A 22,827-nucleotide genomic window follows, 5' to 3' on the forward strand; every position below is an offset into this window, starting at 1 on the left:
CGAGCGGCATCTACTGTGGTGGCTTCCGTCACGCGGGTTCTGAGAGGCTGTTCACGATCTGACTGCGAGGCCGCTCATTGATAACTGAGAGGGCTCATGCGCTGCTCGGAATCCTCATTTATCAACATAAACTCCGCTTCCTGTGCTGCGCTGCCCCATGCATTGCTTTGCACAGCAAACCGGCTGCGGCAGCGCAGGGCAGGCTCTGCTCAACCCTGCCTCGCCCCTGCTGACGGCCTCTCGCTACAGATCGTGAACAGCTTCTCAGAACTGCTTGACCTCGATGCCCAGGGTCAGGATGCGGTAGGCGATCTGGCGCGGCGTCATGTTGAGCAGGCGCGCAGCCTTGGCTTGTACCCAGCCGGCCTGTTCGAGCGCGGCGATGACCTTGCTGCGCTCGTCCACATTGGGGTCGTCGAAATCGATGCGCGGGGCAGTGCTGACCGCACTGCTGAGCGGGCTCTCGCGCTGGCGGTCGATGCGGATCAGATCGGCGTCGATGTGGCCGCTCTCCGACATCACGGCCGCGCGCTCAAGACAGTTTTCCATTTCGCGCACATTGCCCGGCCATGAATACTGGGTGAGGCGGGCGAGGGCTGCGTCGGAGAGTTCCAGCGGACGCCCCTGAGCCTGACCGATGCGTCCCACCAGAAAGCGGGCGATGGCGGGAACGTCTTCGAGGCGCTCGCGCAGGGCAGGCAGGCGGATCGGCATCACGTTGAGGCGGAAGTACAGATCCTCGCGGAACTTGCCGGCATCTACAGCGTCTTCGAGGTCGCGGTGCGTGGCGGCGATCACGCGCACATCCACCTTTACGGTGCGGCCACCGCCGACGCGCTCCAGTTCGCCTTCCTGCAAGACTCTCAATAGCTTGGCCTGGAAGGCGGGCGAGATTTCGCCGATCTCATCGAGGAAGATGCTGCCGCCATCGGCCATTTCGAAGCGCCCCTTGCGCGAGGCGATGGCGCCGGTGAAAGCGCCTTTCTCGTGGCCGAAGAGTTCGGACTCGAGCAGGTTCTCGGGTAGCGAGGCACAGTTCAGGCGCACATAGGGGCCGCGTGCACGCGGCGAGTTGTAGTGGATGGCATTGGCGATCAGTTCCTTGCCGGTGCCGGTCTCGCCGCGGATCAGCACGGTGGTATTCCACTTGGACACCATGCGGATCTGCTCGAATATCTTGCGCATGCCGGAGGAGTGACCCACGATGTTGTCGAACCCGTGCTGGGCGCGCACGGTGCGGCGCAGGGTGTCGCGCTCCTCTGCAATGGATTTCTTTTCCTCGGCTACATCCAGAGAGAGCTTCACGCTCTGGCCGATCAGGTTGGCCACCATCTCCACGAAGCGTGCGCGCACCGCGAGCAGTCCGTCATCCAGCCGATTGGGCTGCAGGGCGAGTACACCCTGCAAGGCTCCACCGACGTGGATGGGCGCGGCGATGAAAGGCAGGCGCCGCTCGTAGATGCCGAGCCGGTTCAGGAAGCGCGGATTGGCCGACACCTGCGGCAGGGCCACGGTCTTGCCTTCTTCGAGGATCAGGCCCAGCACGCCTTCGCCGCTCTGATAGCGCACCGGCTCGAACTCCTGCTCCTCTATGCCTTGCACGGCATTCACGACCAGCTCGCCGGAGCTGGCATCGAGCACACTGATCATGCCGCGGGTGAGGCCGGCATTCTCTTCAAGTGCGCGCAGCACCTCCTGCGGTGCCAGCTTTACATCGAGCGAGCGGGACAGGATCACGCTCACCTTGTAGAGCGTTTCCATCAGCGTATGTTTCAGTGCGCCTTCGGCGTCCATGGCCATATCGTTACCTTCAGCTGCTTGTTCAGTCGGCAGGTGCGAGAGCGTTCCGCGCCTGCAGTGTCGTGGCCGGATTGAGCCGGCCCCACTCAGTCCTCAGTACCCGCCACCTCTTTTGATCGGCAAGACCAGTTTGGCGACGCAACCGCCCTGCGGCCCGCTGCTCAGTTCGATACCGCCGCCGTGATCCACGGCGACCTGCTGTGCCGACGAGAGCCCGGTGCCGAGGTGCTTGCCATGAGCCTTCTTGGTGCTCCAGAAAGGCTCGAAGGCTTTCAGGCACAACTCGGGCGCGAGGCCGGGGCCGCTGTCGGCAACTGTGATCTCGATGCATTCGGCATCCGCATGGGAGGCGATGGAGAGTTCGCGCAGCTGCCAGCCCTTGCTGTTCATGGCTTCGATGGCATTGTCGATGAGCGCCTTGAGCAGGCTGCGCAGGCGCGCTGGCGAGCCCTGCAGGCTGGGGAGCACCAGCTGTGGTGCCCAGCTCACGCTGACGCCGGCGGCAAGGAATTTCTGTGCCGAAAGATCCAGTACATCGCGCACCGCTTCATTCAGATTGACGCGGCTGAGGGCCGCACTGGTAGGCGCCGGCGCCGCGCTGCGCAAGGCTTCAAGGGCGCTCTGGCCGGCCTTCAGGGCTTCCGACAGGGCAGCCTGGGTGGGATCACAACCGCGCCGGCCCATCAGGTTCACCACCGATTCGAGCACGTTCAGCGGCCCCTCCATCTGGTAAACCGCCGCCGTCATGCTCTCGCGCAGACTCTGCTCGCGTTCTTCATCGGCCATCAACGCGTGCAGGGCTGCTACGCGGGCCTTCTCCTGTTCCATCACCTGGCGGCTCACATCGGTGGCGACCAGCAGCAGGCAGGGCAGGGGTTTGGGATCGAAGAAGGCGTCGGCGCTGTCGGGAGTGGCGGTGAGCCAGGTGCCCGAGCAGTTGTACCAGCGCGGGTTGCGCCACTGCGGATGATCGAGGCGCACCTGCTGGTCCGTGAAGGCCATGGCGCCTGGCTTGAAGGGGCCAAAGCCGCTGCCGATCTCGTGGCGCACGGCCTCGAGCAGCACGCTGGCCGCTTCGGTCATGCCCAGATCGGCGGTGAGGGCCTTGTAGGCGTGATTGTCGAGCAGTACCCGGTCTTCCATGTTGAGCAGTGCCAGCACCATTGGCGCGGTGTCCACCACGGATTCGATCAGGGCTTTCTGGTTGCGTACCGCGCACTCGAGGCGATGCATCTCGGTGATGTCGCGATGCAGGCCGAGGAAATGCACGATGTTGCCGTTGTCATCAAGCAGCGGCGAGATCGTCAGATCGGCGATGTACTGGCTGCCATCCTTGCGGCGATTCACGAGGCGGCCGCGCCAGGGCTGGCGGCTGGCGATCTGCTCCCACAGCGCGGCATACACCGGGCGCGGCGTGGTGTGGCTGGCGAGAATGGACTGAGGCTCGCCTACCGCGTCCTCCAGCTCGAAGCCTGTGTGCCGGGTGAAAGCCGGGTTGACATACTGGATCGTGGCATGCGGATCGGTGATCGAGATGGCGATGTCCGCCTGCTCGACAGCGGCCTGCAACAGATCCGCCGGGATGCCGGCGGCAGGGGAGGGGGTGGGCGTTTTCCTGGAGCGGGGCATGGCGGGCCTTTGCGTTGCGTTCATGCCTCTTGATGCAGATTTCATGCCCTGCACGCGAGGCTGCTGCGTATTCCTTGAGCCTGCTCAAGTCGGGTGTTTGTGTAGAGGCTTTGTTGCATCCGTTTGTCGCCTTGTCGTATCCCCGACAGAGTCCGACCCCGGTTCTGAGCACCTGTAGAGAGACCTGAAAGCCCCTGCCAGAAGGGGGACGGGCACCGTTGCGGTGCTCCGCGCACCGGCCTGGCACAGCTCATGCACCACAGCGACCAGGGGCTGAACGCAAGCGTGTGTTTGCCAGCCTGACATTGATTCCGGGAGAAACAGCTCCATGAGCGAATACCTGATCCTGCTGGTAACGACCGCGCTGGTGAACAACGTGGTGATGATGAAGTTCCTCGGTTTGTGTCCCTTCATGGGCGTATCGAAGAGTCTCGACAGCGCGCTTGGCATGGGCATGGCGACCACCTTCGTGATTACCGTGGCCTCCGCCGCGGCCTGGGTGCTTGATCACTTCCTGCTCTCGCCCTTTGGCCTGCAGTACCTGCGCATCCTGACCTTCATTGTGGTGATCGCCGCCACCGTGCAGTTCATCGAAGCGGTGATCAAGAAGAGCATGCCGGCGCTGTATCGCGCGCTAGGCATTTATCTGCCGTTGATCACCACCAACTGTGCGGTGCTCGGACTGGCGCTGCTGAATGTGCAGGAGGGCAACAGCTTCGTGAAGACGCTGGTGTATGCCTTCGGCTCCTCGCTGGGCTTCGTGCTGGTGATGGTGATGTTTGCCGGTCTGCGTGAGCGCCTGGCGCTGGTGCGCGTGCCTGACACCTTTGATGGCGTGCCGATCACCTTCGTACTCGCTGGTTTGCTGGCCATGGCTTTCATGGGCTTTGCCGGTCTGAATTTCGCCTGAGGAGACAGACATGATCGGAATCCTGAGTCTTAGTTTTCTTGGCCTCTTTCTGGGCCTGTTGCTGGGCTACGCCGCCAAGGTGTTTGCGGTGGAAGCCGATAGCGTGGCGGTGGAGCTGGCCGAAATGATGCCCGGCACCAACTGCGGCCAGTGTGGTCTCGCCGGTTGCACCGCAGCCGCCGAAGCGCTGGTGCGCGGTGAGGCGCCGGCCACGGTCTGTCCTGGCGGCGGGGTGGCGCTGGCTCAGGCCATTGCCGCCAAGCTGGGCATCGCCCTGAGTCTTGACGGGCTGGAGGACCCAGGTCCGCAGGTGGCGACAGTGGCTGAAGAGATCTGCATCGGTTGCGGCAAGTGCCTGAAGGGCTGCGCGACCGATGCCATCGTGGGGGCGGCCAAGCAGATCCACGGCGTGCTCGACGAGGCTTGCACGGGCTGCGGCGGTTGCATGGATCTATGTCCGACTGGCGCCATCGTGCTGCGGCCGTTGCCGCAGCAGTTGAAAGATTGGAACTGGGCTAAGCCCGCCTTTGCCTGAACGGAGACCGAAACATGGGCTTTCTCGACAAGATCACCGGCGTGAGCTGGGGCGTGCATCCGCATGACGATCACAAGCGACCGGCCGCAGATGTGCCGCTGCGTGTGATGCCGATTCCTGCCACGCTATGCGTGCCCTTGCTGCAACACGTGGGGGCGCCGGCCAAGCCGGTTGTCGCGGTGGGAGACAAGGTGCTGCGCGGCCAGCTGCTTGCTTCCGCCCAAGGCAACGTATCGGCCCCGGTGCATGCGCCGACCTCCGGTGTGGTGACGGCCATCGGACCGGTGATTGCGCCGCATCCTTCCGGCCTGCCTTTCGATGCGATCACGATAGCCTGCGATGGCGAAGATCAGGCGCTGCCCGCGAGCGAGATGCCCGATCCGCTGAGCCTGGCGCCGGACGAAGTGACACGCCAGATCGCAGCGGCCGGTATTGTCGGCCTCGGCGGTGCCACCTTCCCGTCGGCGCCCAAGGCCCAGCTCGGGCGCAAGCATGCGGTTGAGACCCTGATCATCAATGGCGGCGAGTGCGAGCCCTATCTTTCCAGCGATGATTGCGTGATGCGGGCGCGGGCTGTGGAGGTTGTTGATGGCATTCGCATTTTGATGCATGCCACCGGAGCGGCCAGCGCGCTGGTGGGTATTGAAGATAACAAGCCCGAAGCGATTGCCGCGATGCGCGCTGCCGCTAAGTCATTCGATGCCATCCGCATCTGTCCGGTGCCAGCGCGCTACCCGATGGGGTCGGACCGCCAACTGGTGGAAGTGCTCACCGGCAAGCAGGTGCCGGCCGGCGCGCGTACCGCCACGGTGGGTGTGTTGGTCAATAACGTCAGCACCTGTGCGGCGATCCACCGGGCCTTGCGCCACGGCGAGTCCTTGTATCGGCGCATCGTCACCGTCAACGGTGGCGCGGTGATGGATCCGGGCAATGTGCTCGCGCCGATCGGTGTGATGGTTGAGGACCTGCTGGCTTTCGTTGGCCTGAAAGAAACGCCGGCCCGCCTGGTGATGGGCGGACCCATGATGGGGGCCGCTCTGCCGCATGCTCTGGTGCCGACCGTGAAGGGCTGTGGCGGCATTCTTGCCCTCAGCGCTGCCGAGATCGCCAAGCCGGAGCCTTCGCCCTGCATTCGTTGCGGCAGCTGTGTATCGGCCTGCCCGATGGGGCTTTTGCCGCTGGAAATTGCGGCCCGGGTGAAGGCCGGGGATTACGACGGGGCCGATGCACAGAAGCTCGACGATTGCCTCGCGTGCGGCTGCTGCGCCTACGTATGCCCATCGCATCTTCCTCTGGTGCATGCCTTTTATCACGCCAAGGGCGAGCTATGGAAACGAGCCCAGCAGAAAAAGCGCAACGAGTTTACCAAGGGCCTGGCCCAGGCCCGCACTGCACGCCTTGAACGCGAGGCGCGCGAGCGTGCCGAAGCGGCTGCCCGACGCAAGGCCGAGCGTGCTGCCCAGCAAGCTGCGCAAGCCGCTGCTGCAGCGGAATGACACAAGGAGAAGTCCATGAATAGTCCGATTTCCACCGCCCTGCCATCCGTTGCCGCCTCGCCGCATGCCAAGGAGTTCTCCAGCGTTAGTACCGTGATGCTGAAGGTCATGCTGGCGCTGGCGCCTGCCACGCTGTGTGGCTTCTGGTACTTTGGCTGGCCCGCAATCAGTCTGTGGCTGCTCACCGTAGCCTCGGCCCTGGCCGGCGAAGCGGCTTGCCTTGTGCTGATGAAGAAGCTGGTGCGCCCCGCGCTGCTCGATGGCTCCGCGCTGCTTACCGGTTGGCTGTTGGCGATGTCCCTGCCACCTTGGGCGCCCTGGTGGATCGGCGTGGTCGGCGGCCTGTTCGCGACGGTGGTCGGCAAGCAGGCATTTGGGGGCCTCGGCTGCAACCTGTTCAACCCGGCCATGGTGGCGCGGGTGGCGCTGCTGGTGTCCTTCCCGGTGGTGATGACGGCCTGGGTCGGCCCGAGTGGTCAAAGTGCTTCGCCGGGGTTGGTCGAAAGTTTGTCGATTACTTTCGGTGGCAGCATCCCCGATGCTTATACCAGCGCCACCTTGCTGGGCCAGGCCAAGACGGAGCTCTCGCGCGGTGTCACGCTGCTGCAGACCTTCGCCCAGGGATTGCCGGTGAGCTTCTCCGGGCAGCGTCCCGGCAGCATGGGCGAGACCGGCATCGTGCTGCTCGCGGCTGGCGGCCTCGCCTTGCTGGCGATGCGCATCATCAGCTGGCATATCCCGCTGGCCATGTTGCTGGGCATCGCGATTCCGGCGTTGATCGGCCATGCCGTGAATCCGGCGCGCTATCTTGATGCAGGCGCTCACTTGCTCTCCGGCGCGGCGGTGCTCGGGGCTTTCTTCATTGCCACCGATTACGTGACTTCGCCTTCCTCGCGTGCAGGGCAACTGGTTTTCGGTGCTGGCTGTGGCTTCCTCACCTGGGTGATCCGCAGTTATGGCGGCTATCCGGAAGGCGTGGCCTTTGCCGTGCTGCTGATGAATGCCCTGGCGCCGGCGATCGACCGTCTGTGTCAGCCGCGCATCTATGGGCGTGACTGGCGTGGTAATCCCATCAAGCTGAACAAGGAGAAATGAGCATGCAGCTCACCCTGGAAAACCTCCGCGAGCGGATTCCCTATCACGGTGCCTTGCTCGGCTTCTTTACCTTGATGACGAGTGCCGCACTGATCGGAGCCAACCTCGTGACGCTGCCTGCCATCGAGCAGGCTGCGCGTGACGACCTCAAGGTTTCGCTGCTGCAGGTGCTGCCGGAAGGGCTGGCCGATAACGACTTGCTCGCCGATACGCTGAGTGTGGTGGATCAGGGCGTGAGCCGTACGGTCTATCGCGGTCGCAAGGCAGGGGCTTTTTCGGCGGCGGTGTTCGACTACAGCGCGCGTGGCTACGCTGGCGAAATCAAAGTGCTGATTGGCGTGGATGCGGCCGGCACGGTGATGGGCGTGCGGGTGCTCAAGCACGCCGAAACGCCGGGCCTGGGCGACAAGATCGAGGTTGCCAAGGCCGACTGGATTCGCAGCTTCGAGAAGAAGTCGCTGGAAAACCTGTCGCTGCCACGCTGGGCGGTGAAGAAGGATGGCGGTGAGTTCGATCAGTTCGCCGGCGCCACCATTACCCCGCGTGCGGTGGTGAAGGCGGTCAAGGAAGGTCTGCAGTTCTACGCCGCGCACCGCGCGGAAATTTCGGGAGAAGCCAAATGAGTGGTCAGATACAGAGTTTCTCGAAGCTGTTTCGTGACGGGCTGTGGGACCAGAACGTGGTCTTCGCCCAACTTCTCGCGATGTGCCCGACCATGGCGGTGACCACGTCCGGTACCAATGGGCTGGGCATGGGGCTGGCCACCACGGCGGTGCTGGTGGTGTCGAACATGCTGATTTCCGCGATCCGCGATTTTGTGTCGGATCAGGTACGCATCCCGGTCTTCGTGGTGGTGATTGCGACCCTGGTGACCTTGGTCGATATGTCGCTGAACGCTTGGCTGCACGAGCTTTACAAGGTGCTGGGCCTGTTCATCGCACTGATTGTGGTGAACTGCGCGATTCTCGGCCGCGCCGAAGCTTTTGCTTTCAAGAATGGCGTGATTGCTTCTGCGGTGGATGGGCTGGCGATGGGCCTGGGTTTCACCCTGGCACTGACAACAATGGGCCTTGTGCGTGAGCTGATTGGCAGCGGCACGCTTTTCGCCCAGGCCAGCCTGCTGCTCGGGCCGGCTTTCTCCTTCCTCGAAGTGAAGGTGATCCCGGACTATGGTGGCGTGCTGATGATGATCCTGCCGCCGGGCGGCTTCCTGGTGCTCGGGGGGCTGCTGGCTGTGAAGCGCCTGATCGACCAGCGCGTGGCCAAACCCGCATGCCCGGCGCCCGCAGCGCATTGCGCCTGAGTGTGTTTCTTAGAAGCTGTTCACGTTCTGTAGCGAGAGGCTGTCAGCAGGGTGAGAAGTAGCGCTGGAACCAGAGTTTATGTTGATCAATGAGGATTCCGAGCAGCGCATGAGCCCTGATCACGGCCTCGCAGCAAGATCGGAAACAGCTTCTTGGTCCTGAGCCTGCTTCCTGGACGGATGCGGGATGCTTCAAGAAGTCGCGCTGCGACTTTCACGCCAAAAGGAGAGAGTCATGAAAGTAGCCGTTGCCTACCATGAGCCGGGTGTGCAGTCCTGGCAGCATATCGAGTTGCCGGAGGGCGCGAAGGTACAGGAAGCCATTGATGTGTCGGGCGTTCTGCAGAAGTATCCGCAGATTGATCTTGCCCGCCAGCGCGTGGGTGTGTTCGGCAAGGCGGTGAAGCTGGATGCGCCGCTGCGTGCCGGTGACCGGGTCGAGATTTATCGCCCGATCGTGTGCGATCCGCTGACGGTGCCGCGCCGGCCTGGCTTTGAACTGGATACAGAGGAGTGACAAGGCAGTGACGCTCATCGCGGATCGGCGGAAAGTCACCCATTGTTGCCAAATAGTTACGCTGCGTCTGCGCCGCTCTGGCTTATCCTCCGCGCCTTGCAGTTCAACATCCTCCGTTTCATGAGCCTCAAGTTCCGCCCCGCCCAACTTTCAGACCTGCCTGAGCTCGCCGCCCTGCTGGCGCAGCTGTTTGCCATCGAGAAGGATTTCGCTGCCGATGCCAGCCGCCAGCTGGCTGCCCTCAAGCTGATGCTGCCGCGTGAGGACATTCTTCTGTGGGTGGCCGAGGAGAGCATTGCTGATGAAAGCCAAGTCGTCGGCTTCTGTTCTGTGCAGAGCCTGATTTCTACTGCCGAGGGCGGGCCGGCCGGATTGGTCGAGGATCTGGTGGTACGCGAAGGCTGGCGCGGTGCCGGCATCGGCCGCCGCCTGCTTGATGGGGCTGAAGCCTGGGCGCGCCGGCGTGGCATGAGCCGGCTGCAACTGCTGGCTGACGAAGACAATGCCCCGGCGCTGGAGTTCTACCGCCATCTTGGTTGGACGCGTAGCAATATGCGTAATCTGCGCAAGATCCTGCGCGACTGATTTCCGGCTTCCGGGTGTCAGCCCGGAAGCCGTGTAAGACCGCTTCCTACAAGGCTTTGCGCCCTGGCAGAAATTGCCGATTCACCCCGCCGAATTGCCGCGTTTTTACCGTTTTGTTCCGTTTCTTGCCGGCCTCCCGCAGGGCGAATAATCCAGCCGTGGAAACCGCGTTCATGCGTTTCCCGGATGGATCTGGCAAGCGGAGGTGGCGTCATGGTGAAGGTCAAACGGTATGTGGGGAAAACGGCGCGTGAGGCGCTGGCGGCACTGAAGGCGGATCTGGGACCGGATGCCGTGGTGTTGTCCAATCGTGCGGTGGAAGGCGGGGTGGAAATTGTTGCCCTGCCGGCCGAGCAGATGGGTGAACTCTCCGCCACCGTGCAGCAGGCTCGCGCTCCGCAGCCCGTCGCTCCGGCTCCGCGCCCGGTGGCTGCGCCAGCAGCGCGATCGCCCGCTAGAGCAGCGACGCAGCGTGTTGAAGCCGATGAAGAGGACGATTTCACGGTCACCCTCGGTCAGCATATTGCCCGTCTCTCGCGTGAGAACGCCGCCCAGAGCCTTCCTCCGCGCAGCCGTCCGCAAGCGAGCTTTGAAGCCGATCTTGGCGCCCGGCGCGCCGATGAGCCGGTCGGGCGTCAGCTTGATGTGCGTCCTTTTACGCCGCCTCGTGTGCAGCCTAATGGTGAGCCCTGGAGCGAGCCGGCCGCTGCGGCCCCTGCCCGCGAAGAGCCCCGTTCCCAGCCAGCAGTCAGGCCTGCCAATCCCCGCTTGGGCGCATCGATCGGGCAGATAGAGCGTGATGCTCATATCGATGCGCTGGAGGCTTCCAACGCCCGCATGGCCGAGGAGCTTGGCTCGATCAAGGGCATGCTGGAGCGCCAGTTGGCCGGCTTTGCCTGGAGTGAGCTGTCGCGTCAGGCGCCGGCACGCACCCAGATGATGAGCGAGCTGCTCGAGTCCGGTTTTTCGGCCAAGCTGGCCCGCAACCTGACCGAGGGGGTCAATGGCGAGCTCGGCACGAGCGAGGTTCGCAACGAGATCCGCAATCGCCTTGCGCGCCGTCTCAAGCTGGTCGATAGCGATGCCGACCTGATCGAGCGCGGTGGCGTGTATGCCCTGGTTGGCCCGACCGGGGTGGGCAAGACCACCACCGCCGCCAAGCTCGCCGCACGCTGCGTGGTGCGCCACGGCGCCGACAAGCTGGCCTTGATCACCACCGATGGCTACCGGATCGGCGCTCATGAGCAGCTCCGCATCTACGGCCGCATCCTTGGCGTGGCCGTGCACGTGGTGCGCGATGCGGCCGATCTGCGCCAGACCCTGCAGGATCTGCGCAACAAGCACATGGTGCTGATCGACACCATTGGTATGAGCCAGCGCGACAAGATGGTCGTCGAGCAGGCGGCCATGCTGACCTCTGCCGGTGTCGTGCGACGCCTGCTGGTGCTGAATGCCACTTCACGCGGCGACACACTGGATGACGTGGTGGCCGCCTATGATGGCCCGGATCTTGCGGGATGCATCCTGAGCAAGGTCGATGAAGCTGCTTCGCTGGCGCCGGTGCTGGATGTGGCGATGCGCCGCGAACTGCAGGTGTATTACGTGGCCAATGGTCAGCGGGTGCCCGAGGATCTGCATCTGCCCAACCGGGGTTATCTTGTGCACCGTGCCTTGCGTGAGTTGAAGGCTGATTCGCCTTACAAGCTCGAGTCGCTCGACGCCTGCATGCTGATGGCCGCCACGCCGGAAAGCAGCAGCCATCAGCGGGCCAACGCAGGAGGAGGCTTTCGATGAATGACATCATGCAGCGTGCTGCCAGGGTGAGTCGCCAGGTCGATCAGGCCGACGGCCTGCGCCGCCTGCTGCATGCGGCGCCGCCCGAGGTGCTGGCGGTGCTGCCCTGTGGTGGTGGTGCCAGCCGCTGGCTGGCTGCGCAGTTGCGGGTGAGGGCTGAGAGTGGCTTGCGTCTGTTGGTGCTCGAAGAGCGCTTGGCCGCCGGCAACATGGGGGACTGCCTGGGGCGTAATCCACGCTTCGATCTGCGCATGGCGGTGGAAGGCTTGATGCCGGCTTCCAGCTGCCTGGTTGAAGCCCAGCCCGGGCTGGAGATCGCGCAGGTGGCGGCGCTGGTCGAGCAGCTTGGCAGTGAGCGCATCTTCAATCAGCGGGCTATCGAACAGCTGCGCGGTCTGCGTGCCGGGCACGATGAGTGGGTGATCGTGGCCCAGCCGGCCGAGTTGCGCAGCCTCTCGGCGCTGGCTTTTGCCGCGCCGCGCCTGCTTTTGCTGCTGGATGCCCAGCCGATGTCCATCACCACTGCTTATGCCAGTCTCAAGCGCCTGTGTCAGGCTGGTGGCGAGCGACATGTGTCGGTGTGTTTCACGCAGCCCCCGGGGCCTCGTGAGCAAGGGCTTCTGACGAGCTTCTGCGAGACGGCGCTGAACAGGCTGGAGCTGCCCTTGCAGCCGGTTTCGAGTCTCGGTGAGGCTTTGCGCGAGCGTGCCCGAGAGACTGGGGAAAGTGCCGATGCTTTCATCGAGCGGCTGGTCCAGACTACAAGCGGTGCCACCCGCTTGCATGGCAGGGGGCCGGGGCGCGTGTGAGTCTTAGAAACCGCGCCGGCGAAGATGGAATAAGGCGGAACACACCGGGCTTTTCCAGCCGTCACGGCGTGCAGAAGTCTGCACAATGGTGACAAAGAGCTTTCAGGCGCCGCAATCTCCGGGAGCGGCACAGAGCCTGGATCGAACCGAAGGAAAGAGGTCGCCATGTACAACGCAGCTGGAACACTGGACAAGAACCAGCTCATTACGCGCTATGCGCCGCTGGTCAAGCGGATTGCCTACCATCTGATGGCCAAACTGCCGGCCAGCGTGCAGGTGGAAGACATCATCCAGAACGGCATGATGGGCTTGCTGGATGCCATTACGCGCTATGAGGAAGGGCTCGGCGCGCAATTTGAGACTTATGCCGTGCAGCGCATCCGGGGTGCCATGCTCGATGGCCTGCGTGAAAACGACTGGTTGCCACGCAGCCTGCGCCGCGAGATGCGCCGCATCGAGGGTGCGGTGCATACCCTGGAACAGCAGCATGGCCGTCAGCCCACCGAGGGCGAACTCGCCGCACTGCTCGACATGCAGCTGCCCGAGTACCAGAAGATGCTGCAGGAAGCGCGTGGCTACCAGTTGGTCTATTTCGAGGACTTCGGCGACGACGATGAGGATGATTTCCTCGAGCGCCATATCGTTGGCGAAGGGGCTGATCCTCTTAACCTGCTTGAGGACGCCAACATGCGCAAGATTCTCATCCAGGCCATCGAGGATCTACCTGATCGCGAAAAGATGGTTATGGGCCTCTACTACGAGGAAGACATGAACCTGCGTGAAATCGGCGAGGTGCTGGGCGTCTCCGAATCCCGTGTGTGTCAGCTTCACAGCCAGGCTATTGCCCGTCTGCGTTCGCGTATCTCGGGTGGGCGCGAAACCTCCCGTGGGCGTCAGCGCCGCGCGGCTGCGGCCTGAGCGGAGGCTGAGCGAGCATGGATCTGGTCAGCATTGCCGGTCTCCTGCTGGGCGTGCTGGCCATCGTTCTGGGCCAGATCTTCGAGGGCGGGCATATCGGCTCACTGGTGCAGCCTACCGCCTTCCTGATCGTGATCGGCGGCACCCTTGGTGCCGTGATGCTGCAGAGCCCCTGGAAAACCTTCCGCACTGGCTTGCGGATGGTCAAATGGGTTTTCAGACCGCCGCTGCCGCATTTACCGGACATTATCGCCCAGGTCGTGAGCTGGAGCGGGGTGGCGCGCAAGGAAGGCCTGCTGGCACTTGAGTCCCGCATCGATCCACACCCGGATCCCTTCGTACGCAAAGGCCTGCAATTGTTGGTCGACGGCGTCGAGCCCGAGCGCATCCGTGCAGTGCTGGAGGTGGATATTTCTGCCTGGGAAGCGGATCTGAAGCGCTCCACCAAGATCTGGGAAGCCGCTGGTGGCTATGCCCCCACCATTGGAATTCTCGGTGCGGTGATGGGCTTGATCCATGTGATGGAGAACCTCTCAGATCCTTCCAAACTCGGCGCTGGGATTGCCGTGGCTTTCGTCGCAACGATCTACGGCGTGGGTTCGGCCAACCTGATCTTCCTGCCGGTGGCCAAGAAGTTGCAGGCCACCGTGGCTGATCTGGTGGCTGTGCGCGAGATGATCATCGACGGCCTGATCGGCATTGCGCATGGGGACAACCCCCGCCTGATCGAGGCGCGCCTGCAGGGTTACATCGTCTGAGGCTAGCCTACAGGGCCCAGAACACGAATACGCCGAGGGTTTCCTGGCTGTCGTTTTCCAATCCGTGGCTCTGGCCGATCTTGGTCAGGATTACGTCTCCAGCCTTCACGCGGCGCGTTTCACCATCGATGCGCAAGAGGCCTTCACCGTACTGGATTGCATACACTTCCTCGCGTGCATCATGGTGATCGTGTTCGCCGATTGAACTGCCGGGCGGCAATTCAGTAAAGGCGATGTAGCGCAGGCCTGAGGCGAAATCCTCTGTCCCGAAGAGCTTGCGGCTGAGCGCCTTGCCTTTGCCTTCATGGATGGGTTTCTCGATGGCGGGCGTGCTGTGAAGGTTGCGGATCTGCATGGTGCTTGGGCGTGAAACTGAAATTTATAGTGAAGGAGAAGAGCAATGAAAACCGCGCTGGCTCTTGTGCTGACTTCAATGATGATAGTGGCTTTGCCGGCTGCGGCCAAAAAGGAAGGTCACGGCAATCCTCATGCGCAGGATGATGCTTACAGTCAGGGCGGAAAACCAGCCAAGGAGGGCAAATCCAAGGATGGCGGTGGTGATGCTGTCTCCATCAGCATCTCGGCTGGCATCTCGGTGGGAGGTGCACGTGATATCGCCCGCGATGTCGGCATCCGACCGGGTACCTATCAGTCGCTGCCCCCGGGCATGCACAACCGGCTCGCCAAGGGCAAACCCTTGCCGCCCGGGATTGCCAAGAAACAGGTCAATCCGCAGATGCTGGCGCGCCTGCCGGCGCACCCCGGCCATGAATGGCTGGTGATCGGTATCGATCTGGTGCTGGTGAATATCCAGACAAAGATTCCGGTGGATATTCTGCCCGGCGTGTTCTGAGCGTATCTGGCATACCCCTTGGTACGGCTGCGTTGGAGCAGGTCGCTGTTTAGACTCGAGCCGGCGTGCACAAGGTGCATATCAACAAGGGGAAATGCATGAAACAGGTCATGGCTGCTGTACTGCTGACTATGCTGGCGCTGCCGGCTTTTGCAGCGAAAGATTGTGCAGAACTCAAGGGCGAGATCGAAGCCAGGATTCAGAGCCACGGTGTGAAGAGCTTTACGCTGGAAATCGTGGAAAAGGGCAAGGGTGGCGAGGCTAAGGTCGTAGGCGCTTGCGAGGGCGGCACGAAGGAAATCACCTACGTGCGTCAGTGAGGCAGCAGCGTCTGGACAAAGAAAAAGGGCCGCAAGGCCCTTTTTCTTTGTCCGTTATCCGGCTGCTATTTGTAGCCGCGAAAGCCTTCGAGCAGCAGCACACTGGCTTCGCGTTTGAGTCCTGGCTCTACTTCCACCACGATGCGCGCAATCTGTTCGCTGCGCGCAAAGCGGCTGGCCACCGACGAGTTGTCGTTGCGTGTGACCAGCAGCATCGGGCGGCTGCTCGGCTCGTCGCGTAGCGGCACGCTCAGCTGGTAGTGGTCCGCCGGGTGCGGCAGCGGCGCCCAGGCCGCGTGCTCGGGTTTCAGGTCGCGCAGTTCATACAGCATGTGCGCCATCATCGTGCGGTCTTCCGCCAGCAGCAGCGCGCCGGGGTGGGCGGCGAGCAGCGGGCGGACTTCAGTCGCCAGCTGGTCCCAGCCCTTGGCGCGTTTGAGCGGATCGAGCTTTGCGGGCTGAGCCTCGCCGCGCAGCGCGAAGTAGTCCCCCAGATGGTAGGCACCGAGCATCAGGACGACGTTCAGCGCCATGGCCCCCACCCACCAGCGGTTCTTCAGGCGCGCGAGCCACTTCACGCCGAGCAGCAGGGCCGTCAGCAAGGCCGGGGCGGCCCAGTTGCCGTTGGCTTCCGAGCGCATGGCCTGCAGGAAAACGATGCCCAGCAGCGGCAGCGAAAAGGCCAGCACGAACTGGTAGCGCGCATCGCGCCACTTGCGCAGGGCCAGCAGCAGGCCGCCGATGAAGGCGAAGGCAAAACCGGGGCCGAGCGAGCCGACCTGGGCCAGCAGGAATTCGCCCAGATTGCCGCTCTTGTCGTTGCCTGCCACGTGGGTGATGTCGGCCGTATGGCGAAGGGTGGGGAAGTCGTTGGCCCAGTTCCAAACGATGTTGGGCAGCACGATCAGGCTGGCCAGCACGATCGCTGCCCACAGGCCGGGGTGTGCGAACACGCGGCGCCGCTTGGCGTCGCCCAAGAGATACAGCGTGGCTGAGGCCGCAAAGGCTGCCATGGTGTATTTGGCCATGATCCCGATGCCGACTACGGCGCCCAGCAGCAACCAGTCGCGTAGGCGGTCGCGCTCGATGGCGTGCAGCAGGCACAGCATGGCGGCTGCCCAGCAGAACAGCAGTGGCGCATCGGTGGAGACCGCCAGCCCCAGCGCCGAGACGATCGGGATCAGCGCGAAGGCCAGACCGGTGCGAAAACCGATGCGCGCGTCGAAGAGGCGCTCGCCGAGACGGAACATCAACCAGGCGGTGGCGGGGTAGAGCAGCAGCGAGGGCAGTTTCACCGCCAGCAGGCCATCGCCGAACACGGCGGTGCTGGCCGCGATCAGCCAGGCCACCACAGGCGGCTTGGAGAAGTAGCCCCAGTCCAGGTTCTGGGCCCAGGTCCAGTACTGTGCTTCGTCGATGTAGAGCGTCACGCCCAGACGCGGGATGATCCACAAGCGATAGGCCGTCAGCAGCGCCAGCAGGAGCAGCAGCAGCCAGGCCTGGGCCAGACGCGTGCTGGGCTTGGCCTCTTCGCTGGCGAAGCGGATGCGGGTCCAGTCTTCCATTACTTCACCCGCACCAGCACCACGCCACCTTCGCGATACAACTCGTCGACCGGGGTGCCTGCCGGCAGGCGGTCCGTGCGGGTCAGCGCGATCTGGCCCGGCCGGGCCTGCACCGTAGGCGTTACGCGCTGGCTGTAGACCGAGAAACTCGGCGCATGGAAATTCCACAGCACGGTCGGTTCGTCGTACTGGCGCGCGGCGAGCCCTGCGCGCTTCACCGGCCCCTGCAGCACGTCTCCCATGAAGGGAGCGATGGCCAGCGCCAGCAGCAAGGTGTTGAGGCAGGCTATGGCCAGCACGCGCCGGGCCGGGTCGAAGGGCAGGCGCAATGCGGCTGCGCTGCCCAGCAGGGCCAGGGCCGTGAGCGGGTAGTAAGCGGCGGGGATCGCTTCGGCGATGCGTGATACCTGAGCCAGGTAGTAGCTGTCGCGCACCCAGCCGGCCTGGGCGCTCAGGGCAAGCAGGCTGGGCAGGGCGATGAAGAACAGCATCAGGCCGAACAGGGGCAGGGCGCCGAGGAAGACCGATTTCACCCGTTCGCGATGCAGGGCCAGCAGCACGAAGAGCGGCGTGCAGCCATACAGCGCGTAGTGCGGCAGTTTTGTGCCGGAGAGCGAGAAGAAAGCAGTGACGAAAATGAACCAGACCCACAAGAAGCGCGGCAGCGGTTCTTTCCAGTCTTCGGGCAGGCGGCGCACCGAGGCGATCAGCCAGCTCAGCCAGGGCAGCAGCAGCACCGGAATCATCAGCACGTAGTAGAACAGGCTGCCGGAGTGGCCTTCCATGGAGCCGGAGAAACGCTCCACGTTGTGCTTGAGGATGAAGCCGTTGATGAAATCCTGACCGTGGATGGCGAGCGCGGCGGCATACCAGGGCACGGTCACGGCGAGCAGGATTGCCCAGCCGGCCGGGTTGAACACGCTGCGCAGCCAGTCACGGAAGCGCCCGGTGCTGAGACAGTAGAGCAGGGTGGTGGCGCCCGGCACCAGCAGCGCGATCGGGCCCTTGGTGAGCACGCCCAGCCCGATCCACAGGTAGCTGCGCAGGAGCGGCGCACGCTGGCCGGATTCGAGGTGACGCCAGCCATCCAGCAAGGCCAGTGCAAGCAGCATGTTCAGCAGCGCATCCGCAGTGGCGGCACGGCCGATCACGTGCACACCAAGGCTGGTCGCGGCGATGCCGCAGGCCAGCACGCCGGCGGCGCGACCAAAGCGCTGCCAGGCGAAGAGGCCCACCGCATAGCACCAGGCCGAGGCGGCCAGCGCCGAGGGCAGACGGAAGCTCCACTCATTCGGACCGAACAGCCATACGAAGACGGCCTGACACCAGTAGATCAGGATCGGCTTGTCAAAGCGCGGCGCGCCATTGAGCCAGGTCGACAGGAAATCGTGGCGCACGAACATCTCGCGCGTGGCTTCCGAGAAGGCGCCTTCGTCCACGTCGAAGAGCGGCGCGCCGCCCAGGTTCATCAGGAACAGGACGGCGGGCAGCAGGAACAGAAGCCAGCGTGCCGAGCCCGCAGGGGTATTGCCGGAAACTTGCATCGCGTGGTTCAGCCCTTGTGCCAGGCTTCGTCGGCCGTCAGATTGTCCGGGTTGCGCACCTGATAGAGCTTGCCGGCGCCGGACTCGAAGTAGATGCGCGCGAGCGTTTCACCGAGGATGCCGGAGAGGATGAACTGCACGGCCATGATGATCGAGAAGAAGCCGACCATCAGCAGCGGGCGGGTGCCGATGTTTTCGTGGCCGACGAACTTGAGGAAAGCCATGTAGGCGAGGATCAGGCTGCCGATGCCGCCGAGGATCAGACCGGCGCCGCCGAAGAAGTGGCCGGGGCGGGCGCGGAAACGCATGAAGAAGTAGACCGAGATCAGGTCGAGGATCACGCGGAAGGTGCGCGAGATGCCGTACTTGGATTCGCCGTGGATACGGGCGTGGTGATTGACGACTTCCTCGGCGATGCGGCGCGGCGTGGTGACGGTGGCCAGCCAGGCCGGGATGAAACGGTGCATTTCGCCGTAGAGGCGCACATGCTTCAGCACCTCGGCGCGGAAGGCCTTGAGGCTGCAGCCGTAGTCATTCAGCGTGACGCCGGTGATGCGGGCGATCAGGCGGTTGGCAATGCGCGAGGGGATCTTGCGCAGGAAGAGGCCGTCCTTGCGGTTCTTGCGCCAGCCGGCAACCATGTCCAGATCTTCGTTCAGGAGGCGGCCGACCATGCGCGGGATATCCGCCGGATCGTTCTGCAGGTCGCCATCGAGGGTGACGATCACCGAGCCGCGCGCGGCGTCGATGCCGGCCTGCATGGCAGCGGTCTGGCGGAAATTGCGCATCAGTTCGACGGTGCGCACATGCGGGCCGAACTTGGCGCCGACGCGGCGCAGTTCGTTGGGGGTGGCGTCCGAGCTGCCGTCATCCACCAGGATCAGCTCCCAGGGATGGGCATAGCCGGCAAGGCCTTCATGCACGCGGGTGATCATCGGCTCGACGTTGTCGGCCTCGTTGTACATCGGGATCACGATGGACAGGGTGTGGGCCGGGATGGAAATCGGTTCGCTCATGGTGCGGAGGTCTCGGGTTTTGAATCGGTTTGAGGATCGGCGGCTGTTGTTGCAGCGGGCAGGAAGGCCAGAGCCAGTGCGCCGGCTGCCAGCGAGCAGGCGATCACGAAAAGGTGCAGAACCAGCGCGGCATTGAGGCCGGCGGCGAAGGGAATGCCATGCGGGGCGAGCAGGGCTGCACCACCGGCTTCGTAGGTGCCGAAGCCGGCTACGCCCTGGATCGGCAGGATGGCGGCGAGCTCCACGCCCAGCGCGCCGGCCAGCCCGGTGAGCAGGCCGGCCTGCACCAGCGCGGCGAGCAGCCAGGCTTGCGCGGCCAGCTTTACGGACCAGTTGGCCAGGGTCCACAGCCAGCCGCGGCCGTGATGGCGCGTGGACTCGGCCAGTGCTGTGCGCACGCGATGCACGGTGCTGGCGAGCTTGCCTGCCTTGGCCTCGATTTCGGGGTGGCGTGCGGCCCAGGCCGGGATCAGCCAAGCGGCGAAGATGACGGCGGCGATCCACAGTGCGCGTAGCGCCGGGTGCAGGTCCGGCCAGATGAAGGCGGCCAGTGCCAGCACCACGAAGGCGTCCTGGATGCGTAGCCACAGCAGCGCTACGACGGCACGGGTGGTCGGCACGCCGAACCAGCGGGACAGCAGGATCGGGAAGGTGGCCTCACCGCTGCGGAAGGGCAGGATGTTGATGGAGGCGTTATGCAGGAGTGTGAGGCGCAGGATAGCGGCGAAACGTGCGCCGGTTTCTTCCGCAAACTCGTCATGCACGCGGGCTGCACGTAATAGATAGCTGGCTGCGAAAGCGACAACGGCCAAAGCAATGTCCAGCCCCCTGATCTGCGCCAGTGCGGTGCCCAGATCCTGCCAGCGCGCACCCGCCAGCACCCAGGCCAGCAAGGCGAGGCTAATGGTCAGACCCAGTATGCGTTTGATCCAGGTCTTCAAGAGCGTAGCTCCGCGTGCCGATTGATACAAAACACGGGTAGCATCGGGCCGCGACTGGCTGGGTGGCGCATCTGGAATCAGGCTTGCGGCCCGGAGATTGCTTGAAGGAGTGCGGATTTTAGCATCGGGCCGCGTTGGCCGCCCCATTTCAATCCGCCAGCTTCTTTCTGCTTGAAGTACCCCCCAAAAACATCGAAAACAATGAGCGACTCTTTCATTACCCCTGCTTCTGAAGCAGCGGCCAAACCTGGCCTGGAATCGGACGAACTGCGCTTCATCCAGCGTGTGGCGCGTCTGCTGCTGCAATACAACATGCGCACCGCTTCCCTGCGTGAGCGTATCGAGGAAATCGGCATGGCCCTGTGGCTGCCGCTGCAAGTGCATATTGGCTACCGCACGGTAACGGTGTTTGCGCCTGATGGGGTGACCGTACATGCGCAGGCACCGGAGTTCCGCATCAACGTAGCGGTGAGTGCCCAGGTGAATCTCACCATCGATAAAGTGTGTGCCGGCAAGCTGAGTTTGCCCGAAGCGATCCGCATTCTTGATGAGGTGGAGAAGAGCGCCGGGCGGCATGATCGCTGGACACTGTCCGTGATGTTCGGCCTTGCCGCCGGCGCGCTGGCCTGGCTGCTGTCGGCGGACTGGGGCGGAATGGCGGTGATTGCACTGTCTTCTGCGGTGGGCATGCTGGTGCGCCAGGAAATGCATAAGCACCATCCGGTGCTCTTTGCGTTGCCGTTCGTGGCGGCGCTGATCGGCTCCTTGATGGGAGGGCTGGTGATTCAGCTGGGCTGGACCGAGACCCCCGGCATCTGCCTGATCGTGCCGGCACTGATGTTGGTGCCGGGGCCGCATCTGATCAATGGCCTCTACGACATGATCGAGAACAATATGCAGACCGGCATTCCGCGCCTCGGCCTGGCGGCCGGCATTCTGGTGGCTGCGGCGATGGGTATTTTCCTCGGCGGCTGGATCACCCTGGGAATGACCACCGTGCCAATCTATAAAGGCATCGTGCTGGCGCCCATTCCGCTGTGGCAGGACGTGCTGCTTGCCGGTGTGGCCGCTTGCGGCTTCGGCGCTTTCTACAATGCCCCCTGGCGCGTGTTGTGGACTTCCATCCTGTGCGGCATGGTGGGGCATGGGGTGCGCTTCCTGTGCCTCAAGCAGGGCATGCAGATCGAGATTGCGACCCTGTTTGCCTGTCTGGCCATTGGCTTCATGGCGATCCGCTGGGTCTCGTCGATGCGCATTCCGTTTGCGGCCGTGGCCTTTGCCGGTGCTGTGCCGATGATGCCAGGGGTGCTGATGTTCCAGACCATTGGTGGGGCGATGGATATTTCATTTGCCGGTGCGAATGCGCCGGTGACACTGGTATCGACGACACTGGCCAGTGGTTTCAAGGCAGCTTTCGTGGTGGGGGGCATGGGCATGGGCTTGCTGGCGGGAGCCTGGGTCGGTGCGCACTGTTTCCGTTTGCTGGAGGGCTTGCGCAAATGACGCAGAGAATTGTCCTGATCGGAGCGCCGACCGATATCGGTGCGGGAGCCCGTGGTGCCTCGATGGGGCCAGAAGCCCTGCGTGTGGCGGACATCAAGCCGATCCTGGAAAGCCATGGATTGAGCGTTGAAGATCACGGCAATTTAGCCGGGCCGACCAATCCTTGGCTACCGCCGGTGGCAGGCTACCGGCATTTGGCTGAGGTGATTGAGTGGAATCGTGCTGTACACGACGCGATGCTGGCGGCGCTGCAGGCTGGGCAATTGCCTATCCTGCTGGGCGGTGACCATTCGCTGGCGGTCGGCTCGATCAGCGCAGTGGCGCGCCACTGCCGGGCGGTTGGCAAGAAGCTGCGGGTGCTGTGGCTGGATGCGCATGCCGATTTCAACACCTCCACCATCACTCCGAGCGGCAATCTGCACGGCATGCCGGTGGCCTGCCTGTGCGGCCACGGCCCGGCTGAACTGGTTTCGATGTCGGATCAGGTGCCGGCCATCGAGCCCTGGAATATCTACCAGATCGGTATCCGTTCGGTGGATCAGGGGGAGAAGCGCTTCGTGCACGAGATGGGGCTGGATGTGTTCGACATGCGCTTCATTGACGAGAACGGCATGCGCCACACCATGGAACAGGCGCTGCTGGGCCTGGACGACAATACCCATCTGCATGTGAGTTTCGATGTGGACTTCCTTGACCCGGAAATTGCGCCGGGTGTGGGGACCTTGGTGCCGGGCGGGCCGACTTACCGCGAAGCTCAGTTGTGCATGGAAATGATCGCAGATACCGGGCGGCTCGCTTCACTGGACGTGGTGGAGCTGAACCCGGCGCTGGATGTGCGCAACAAGACGGCGGATCTGGCGGTGGATCTGATCGAAAGCCTGTTCGGCAAATCCACCCTGATGCGCAGGAGCTGAGATAGCGCCAGCCGGAGCCGCG

Annotated in this window: 24 protein-coding genes; 16 read left to right on the top strand and 8 right to left on the bottom strand. The window is 63.6% G+C overall.

Translation table 11 applies throughout. The annotated features are described in order from the left end of the window. Window positions 1–264: 264 nt before the first annotated feature. Together nifA and nifL are read right to left on the bottom strand one after the other, a co-directional pair. A complete protein-coding gene (gene nifA, locus HJ583_RS06980) occupies window positions 265–1,794 on the bottom strand; it encodes a nif-specific transcriptional activator NifA (RefSeq protein ID WP_170021210.1) in 1,530 nt (509 codons plus the stop codon). Window positions 1,795–1,893: 99 nt separating this feature from the next. Beyond that, window positions 1,894–3,429, bottom strand: a complete 1,536-nt coding sequence (gene nifL / locus HJ583_RS06985; RefSeq protein ID WP_170021211.1) for a nitrogen fixation negative regulator NifL — start codon at window positions 3,427–3,429, stop codon at window positions 1,894–1,896. Between the two features lie 328 nt (window positions 3,430–3,757). Here nifL and rsxA point away from each other — a divergent pair, with 328 nt between their 5' ends. The 12 genes from rsxA to HJ583_RS07045 all read left to right on the top strand — a co-directional run bounded on the left by rsxA (window position 3,758) and on the right by HJ583_RS07045 (window position 14,149). Further along, window positions 3,758–4,339, top strand: a complete 582-nt coding sequence (rsxA, locus tag HJ583_RS06990; RefSeq protein ID WP_170021212.1) for an electron transport complex subunit RsxA — start codon at window positions 3,758–3,760, stop codon at window positions 4,337–4,339. A gap of 10 nt (window positions 4,340–4,349) precedes the next feature. Then, window positions 4,350–4,874: an RnfABCDGE type electron transport complex subunit B gene (locus HJ583_RS06995; protein ID WP_170021213.1), complete on the top strand. Its 525-nt coding sequence runs from the start codon at window positions 4,350–4,352 to the stop codon at window positions 4,872–4,874. A 14-nt stretch (window positions 4,875–4,888) separates the two neighbouring features. Continuing rightward, window positions 4,889–6,370, top strand: coding sequence for an electron transport complex subunit RsxC (gene rsxC, locus HJ583_RS07000; protein WP_170021214.1), 1,482 nt, complete (start codon window positions 4,889–4,891; stop codon window positions 6,368–6,370). Between the two features lie 15 nt (window positions 6,371–6,385). Next, window positions 6,386–7,465, top strand: a complete 1,080-nt coding sequence (locus HJ583_RS07005) for an RnfABCDGE type electron transport complex subunit D (RefSeq protein ID WP_170021215.1) — start codon at window positions 6,386–6,388, stop codon at window positions 7,463–7,465. 2 nt (window positions 7,466–7,467) lie between these two features. Beyond that, window positions 7,468–8,088 (top strand): electron transport complex subunit RsxG, encoded by a 621-nt coding sequence (rsxG, locus tag HJ583_RS07010; RefSeq protein ID WP_170021216.1) that lies wholly within the window; start codon window positions 7,468–7,470, stop codon window positions 8,086–8,088. Next, on the top strand, window positions 8,085–8,768 hold the full coding sequence (locus HJ583_RS07015) for an electron transport complex subunit E (protein WP_170021217.1): 684 nt from the start codon (window positions 8,085–8,087) through the stop codon (window positions 8,766–8,768). The genes rsxG and HJ583_RS07015 overlap by 4 nt, the downstream gene beginning before the upstream one ends. A 235-nt stretch (window positions 8,769–9,003) precedes the next feature. Then, complete coding sequence (locus tag HJ583_RS07020) at window positions 9,004–9,285, top strand: RnfH family protein (protein ID WP_101942955.1); 282 nt, start codon at window positions 9,004–9,006, stop codon at window positions 9,283–9,285. 120 nt (window positions 9,286–9,405) lie between these two features. Then, window positions 9,406–9,870, top strand: a complete 465-nt coding sequence (locus HJ583_RS07025) for a GNAT family N-acetyltransferase (protein ID WP_170021218.1) — start codon at window positions 9,406–9,408, stop codon at window positions 9,868–9,870. Window positions 9,871–10,083: 213 nt separating this feature from the next. Further along, window positions 10,084–11,664, top strand: a complete 1,581-nt coding sequence (gene flhF / locus HJ583_RS07030; RefSeq protein WP_217423281.1) for a flagellar biosynthesis protein FlhF — start codon at window positions 10,084–10,086, stop codon at window positions 11,662–11,664. Next, entirely contained in the window at window positions 11,661–12,473 is an 813-nt protein-coding gene (locus HJ583_RS07035; protein WP_170021219.1) for a MinD/ParA family ATP-binding protein, read from the top strand. The genes flhF and HJ583_RS07035 overlap by 4 nt, the downstream gene beginning before the upstream one ends. A 165-nt stretch (window positions 12,474–12,638) precedes the next feature. Further along, window positions 12,639–13,391 (top strand): RNA polymerase sigma factor FliA, encoded by a 753-nt coding sequence (locus tag HJ583_RS07040; RefSeq protein ID WP_170021220.1) that lies wholly within the window; start codon window positions 12,639–12,641, stop codon window positions 13,389–13,391. Window positions 13,392–13,408: 17 nt separating this feature from the next. Further along, the gene (locus HJ583_RS07045; RefSeq protein ID WP_170021221.1) at window positions 13,409–14,149 is read left to right on the top strand and encodes a flagellar motor protein; all 741 of its coding nucleotides are present in this window, start codon (window positions 13,409–13,411) and stop codon (window positions 14,147–14,149) included. A gap of 7 nt (window positions 14,150–14,156) precedes the next feature. On the opposite strand, the gene HJ583_RS07050 is transcribed toward HJ583_RS07045, so the two are convergent. Then, entirely contained in the window at window positions 14,157–14,504 is a 348-nt protein-coding gene (locus tag HJ583_RS07050; RefSeq protein ID WP_170021222.1) for a cupin domain-containing protein, read from the bottom strand. 45 nt (window positions 14,505–14,549) lie between these two features. Between HJ583_RS07050 and HJ583_RS07055 the strand changes: the two genes are divergently transcribed. Together HJ583_RS07055 and HJ583_RS07060 are read left to right on the top strand one after the other, a co-directional pair. Further along, the gene (locus HJ583_RS07055) at window positions 14,550–15,002 is read left to right on the top strand and encodes an anti-virulence regulator CigR family protein (RefSeq protein WP_170021223.1); all 453 of its coding nucleotides are present in this window, start codon (window positions 14,550–14,552) and stop codon (window positions 15,000–15,002) included. 98 nt (window positions 15,003–15,100) lie between these two features. Further along, complete coding sequence (locus HJ583_RS07060; RefSeq protein ID WP_101942946.1) at window positions 15,101–15,322, top strand: DUF1161 domain-containing protein; 222 nt, start codon at window positions 15,101–15,103, stop codon at window positions 15,320–15,322. A gap of 65 nt (window positions 15,323–15,387) precedes the next feature. Here the strand turns inward: HJ583_RS07060 and HJ583_RS07065 are convergent, their stop codons facing one another. The 5 genes from HJ583_RS07065 to HJ583_RS07085 form a co-directional block, all read right to left on the bottom strand. Continuing rightward, window positions 15,388–16,887, bottom strand: a complete 1,500-nt coding sequence (locus tag HJ583_RS07065) for a glycosyltransferase family 39 protein (protein WP_170021224.1) — start codon at window positions 16,885–16,887, stop codon at window positions 15,388–15,390. Beyond that, a complete protein-coding gene (locus HJ583_RS07070) occupies window positions 16,887–18,431 on the bottom strand; it encodes an ArnT family glycosyltransferase (protein WP_170021225.1) in 1,545 nt (514 codons plus the stop codon). Before HJ583_RS07070 ends, HJ583_RS07065 begins: the two co-directional genes overlap by 1 nt. A gap of 8 nt (window positions 18,432–18,439) precedes the next feature. Then, window positions 18,440–19,447, bottom strand: a complete 1,008-nt coding sequence (locus tag HJ583_RS07075) for a glycosyltransferase family 2 protein (RefSeq protein ID WP_170021226.1) — start codon at window positions 19,445–19,447, stop codon at window positions 18,440–18,442. Next, window positions 19,444–20,388, bottom strand: coding sequence for a lysylphosphatidylglycerol synthase transmembrane domain-containing protein (locus HJ583_RS07080; protein WP_170021227.1), 945 nt, complete (start codon window positions 20,386–20,388; stop codon window positions 19,444–19,446). The genes HJ583_RS07075 and HJ583_RS07080 overlap by 4 nt, the downstream gene beginning before the upstream one ends. Window positions 20,389–20,465: 77 nt before the next feature. Continuing rightward, complete coding sequence (locus HJ583_RS07085) at window positions 20,466–20,606, bottom strand: hypothetical protein (RefSeq protein ID WP_170021228.1); 141 nt, start codon at window positions 20,604–20,606, stop codon at window positions 20,466–20,468. Between HJ583_RS07085 and HJ583_RS07090 the strand changes: the two genes are divergently transcribed. Both HJ583_RS07090 and rocF read left to right on the top strand, forming a co-directional pair. Next, a complete protein-coding gene (locus tag HJ583_RS07090) occupies window positions 20,590–21,891 on the top strand; it encodes a threonine/serine exporter family protein (protein ID WP_170021229.1) in 1,302 nt (433 codons plus the stop codon). The two genes, HJ583_RS07085 and HJ583_RS07090, sit on opposite strands and share 17 nt — an antisense overlap. Further along, window positions 21,888–22,805, top strand: coding sequence for an arginase (gene rocF, locus HJ583_RS07095; RefSeq protein WP_170021230.1), 918 nt, complete (start codon window positions 21,888–21,890; stop codon window positions 22,803–22,805). The genes HJ583_RS07090 and rocF overlap by 4 nt, the downstream gene beginning before the upstream one ends. Window positions 22,806–22,827 lie beyond the last annotated feature (22 nt).

The sequence above is a fragment of the Uliginosibacterium aquaticum genome (genome assembly GCF_012972705.2).
In the GTDB taxonomy this organism is placed as follows: Bacteria; Pseudomonadota; Gammaproteobacteria; order Burkholderiales; family Rhodocyclaceae; genus Uliginosibacterium; species Uliginosibacterium aquaticum.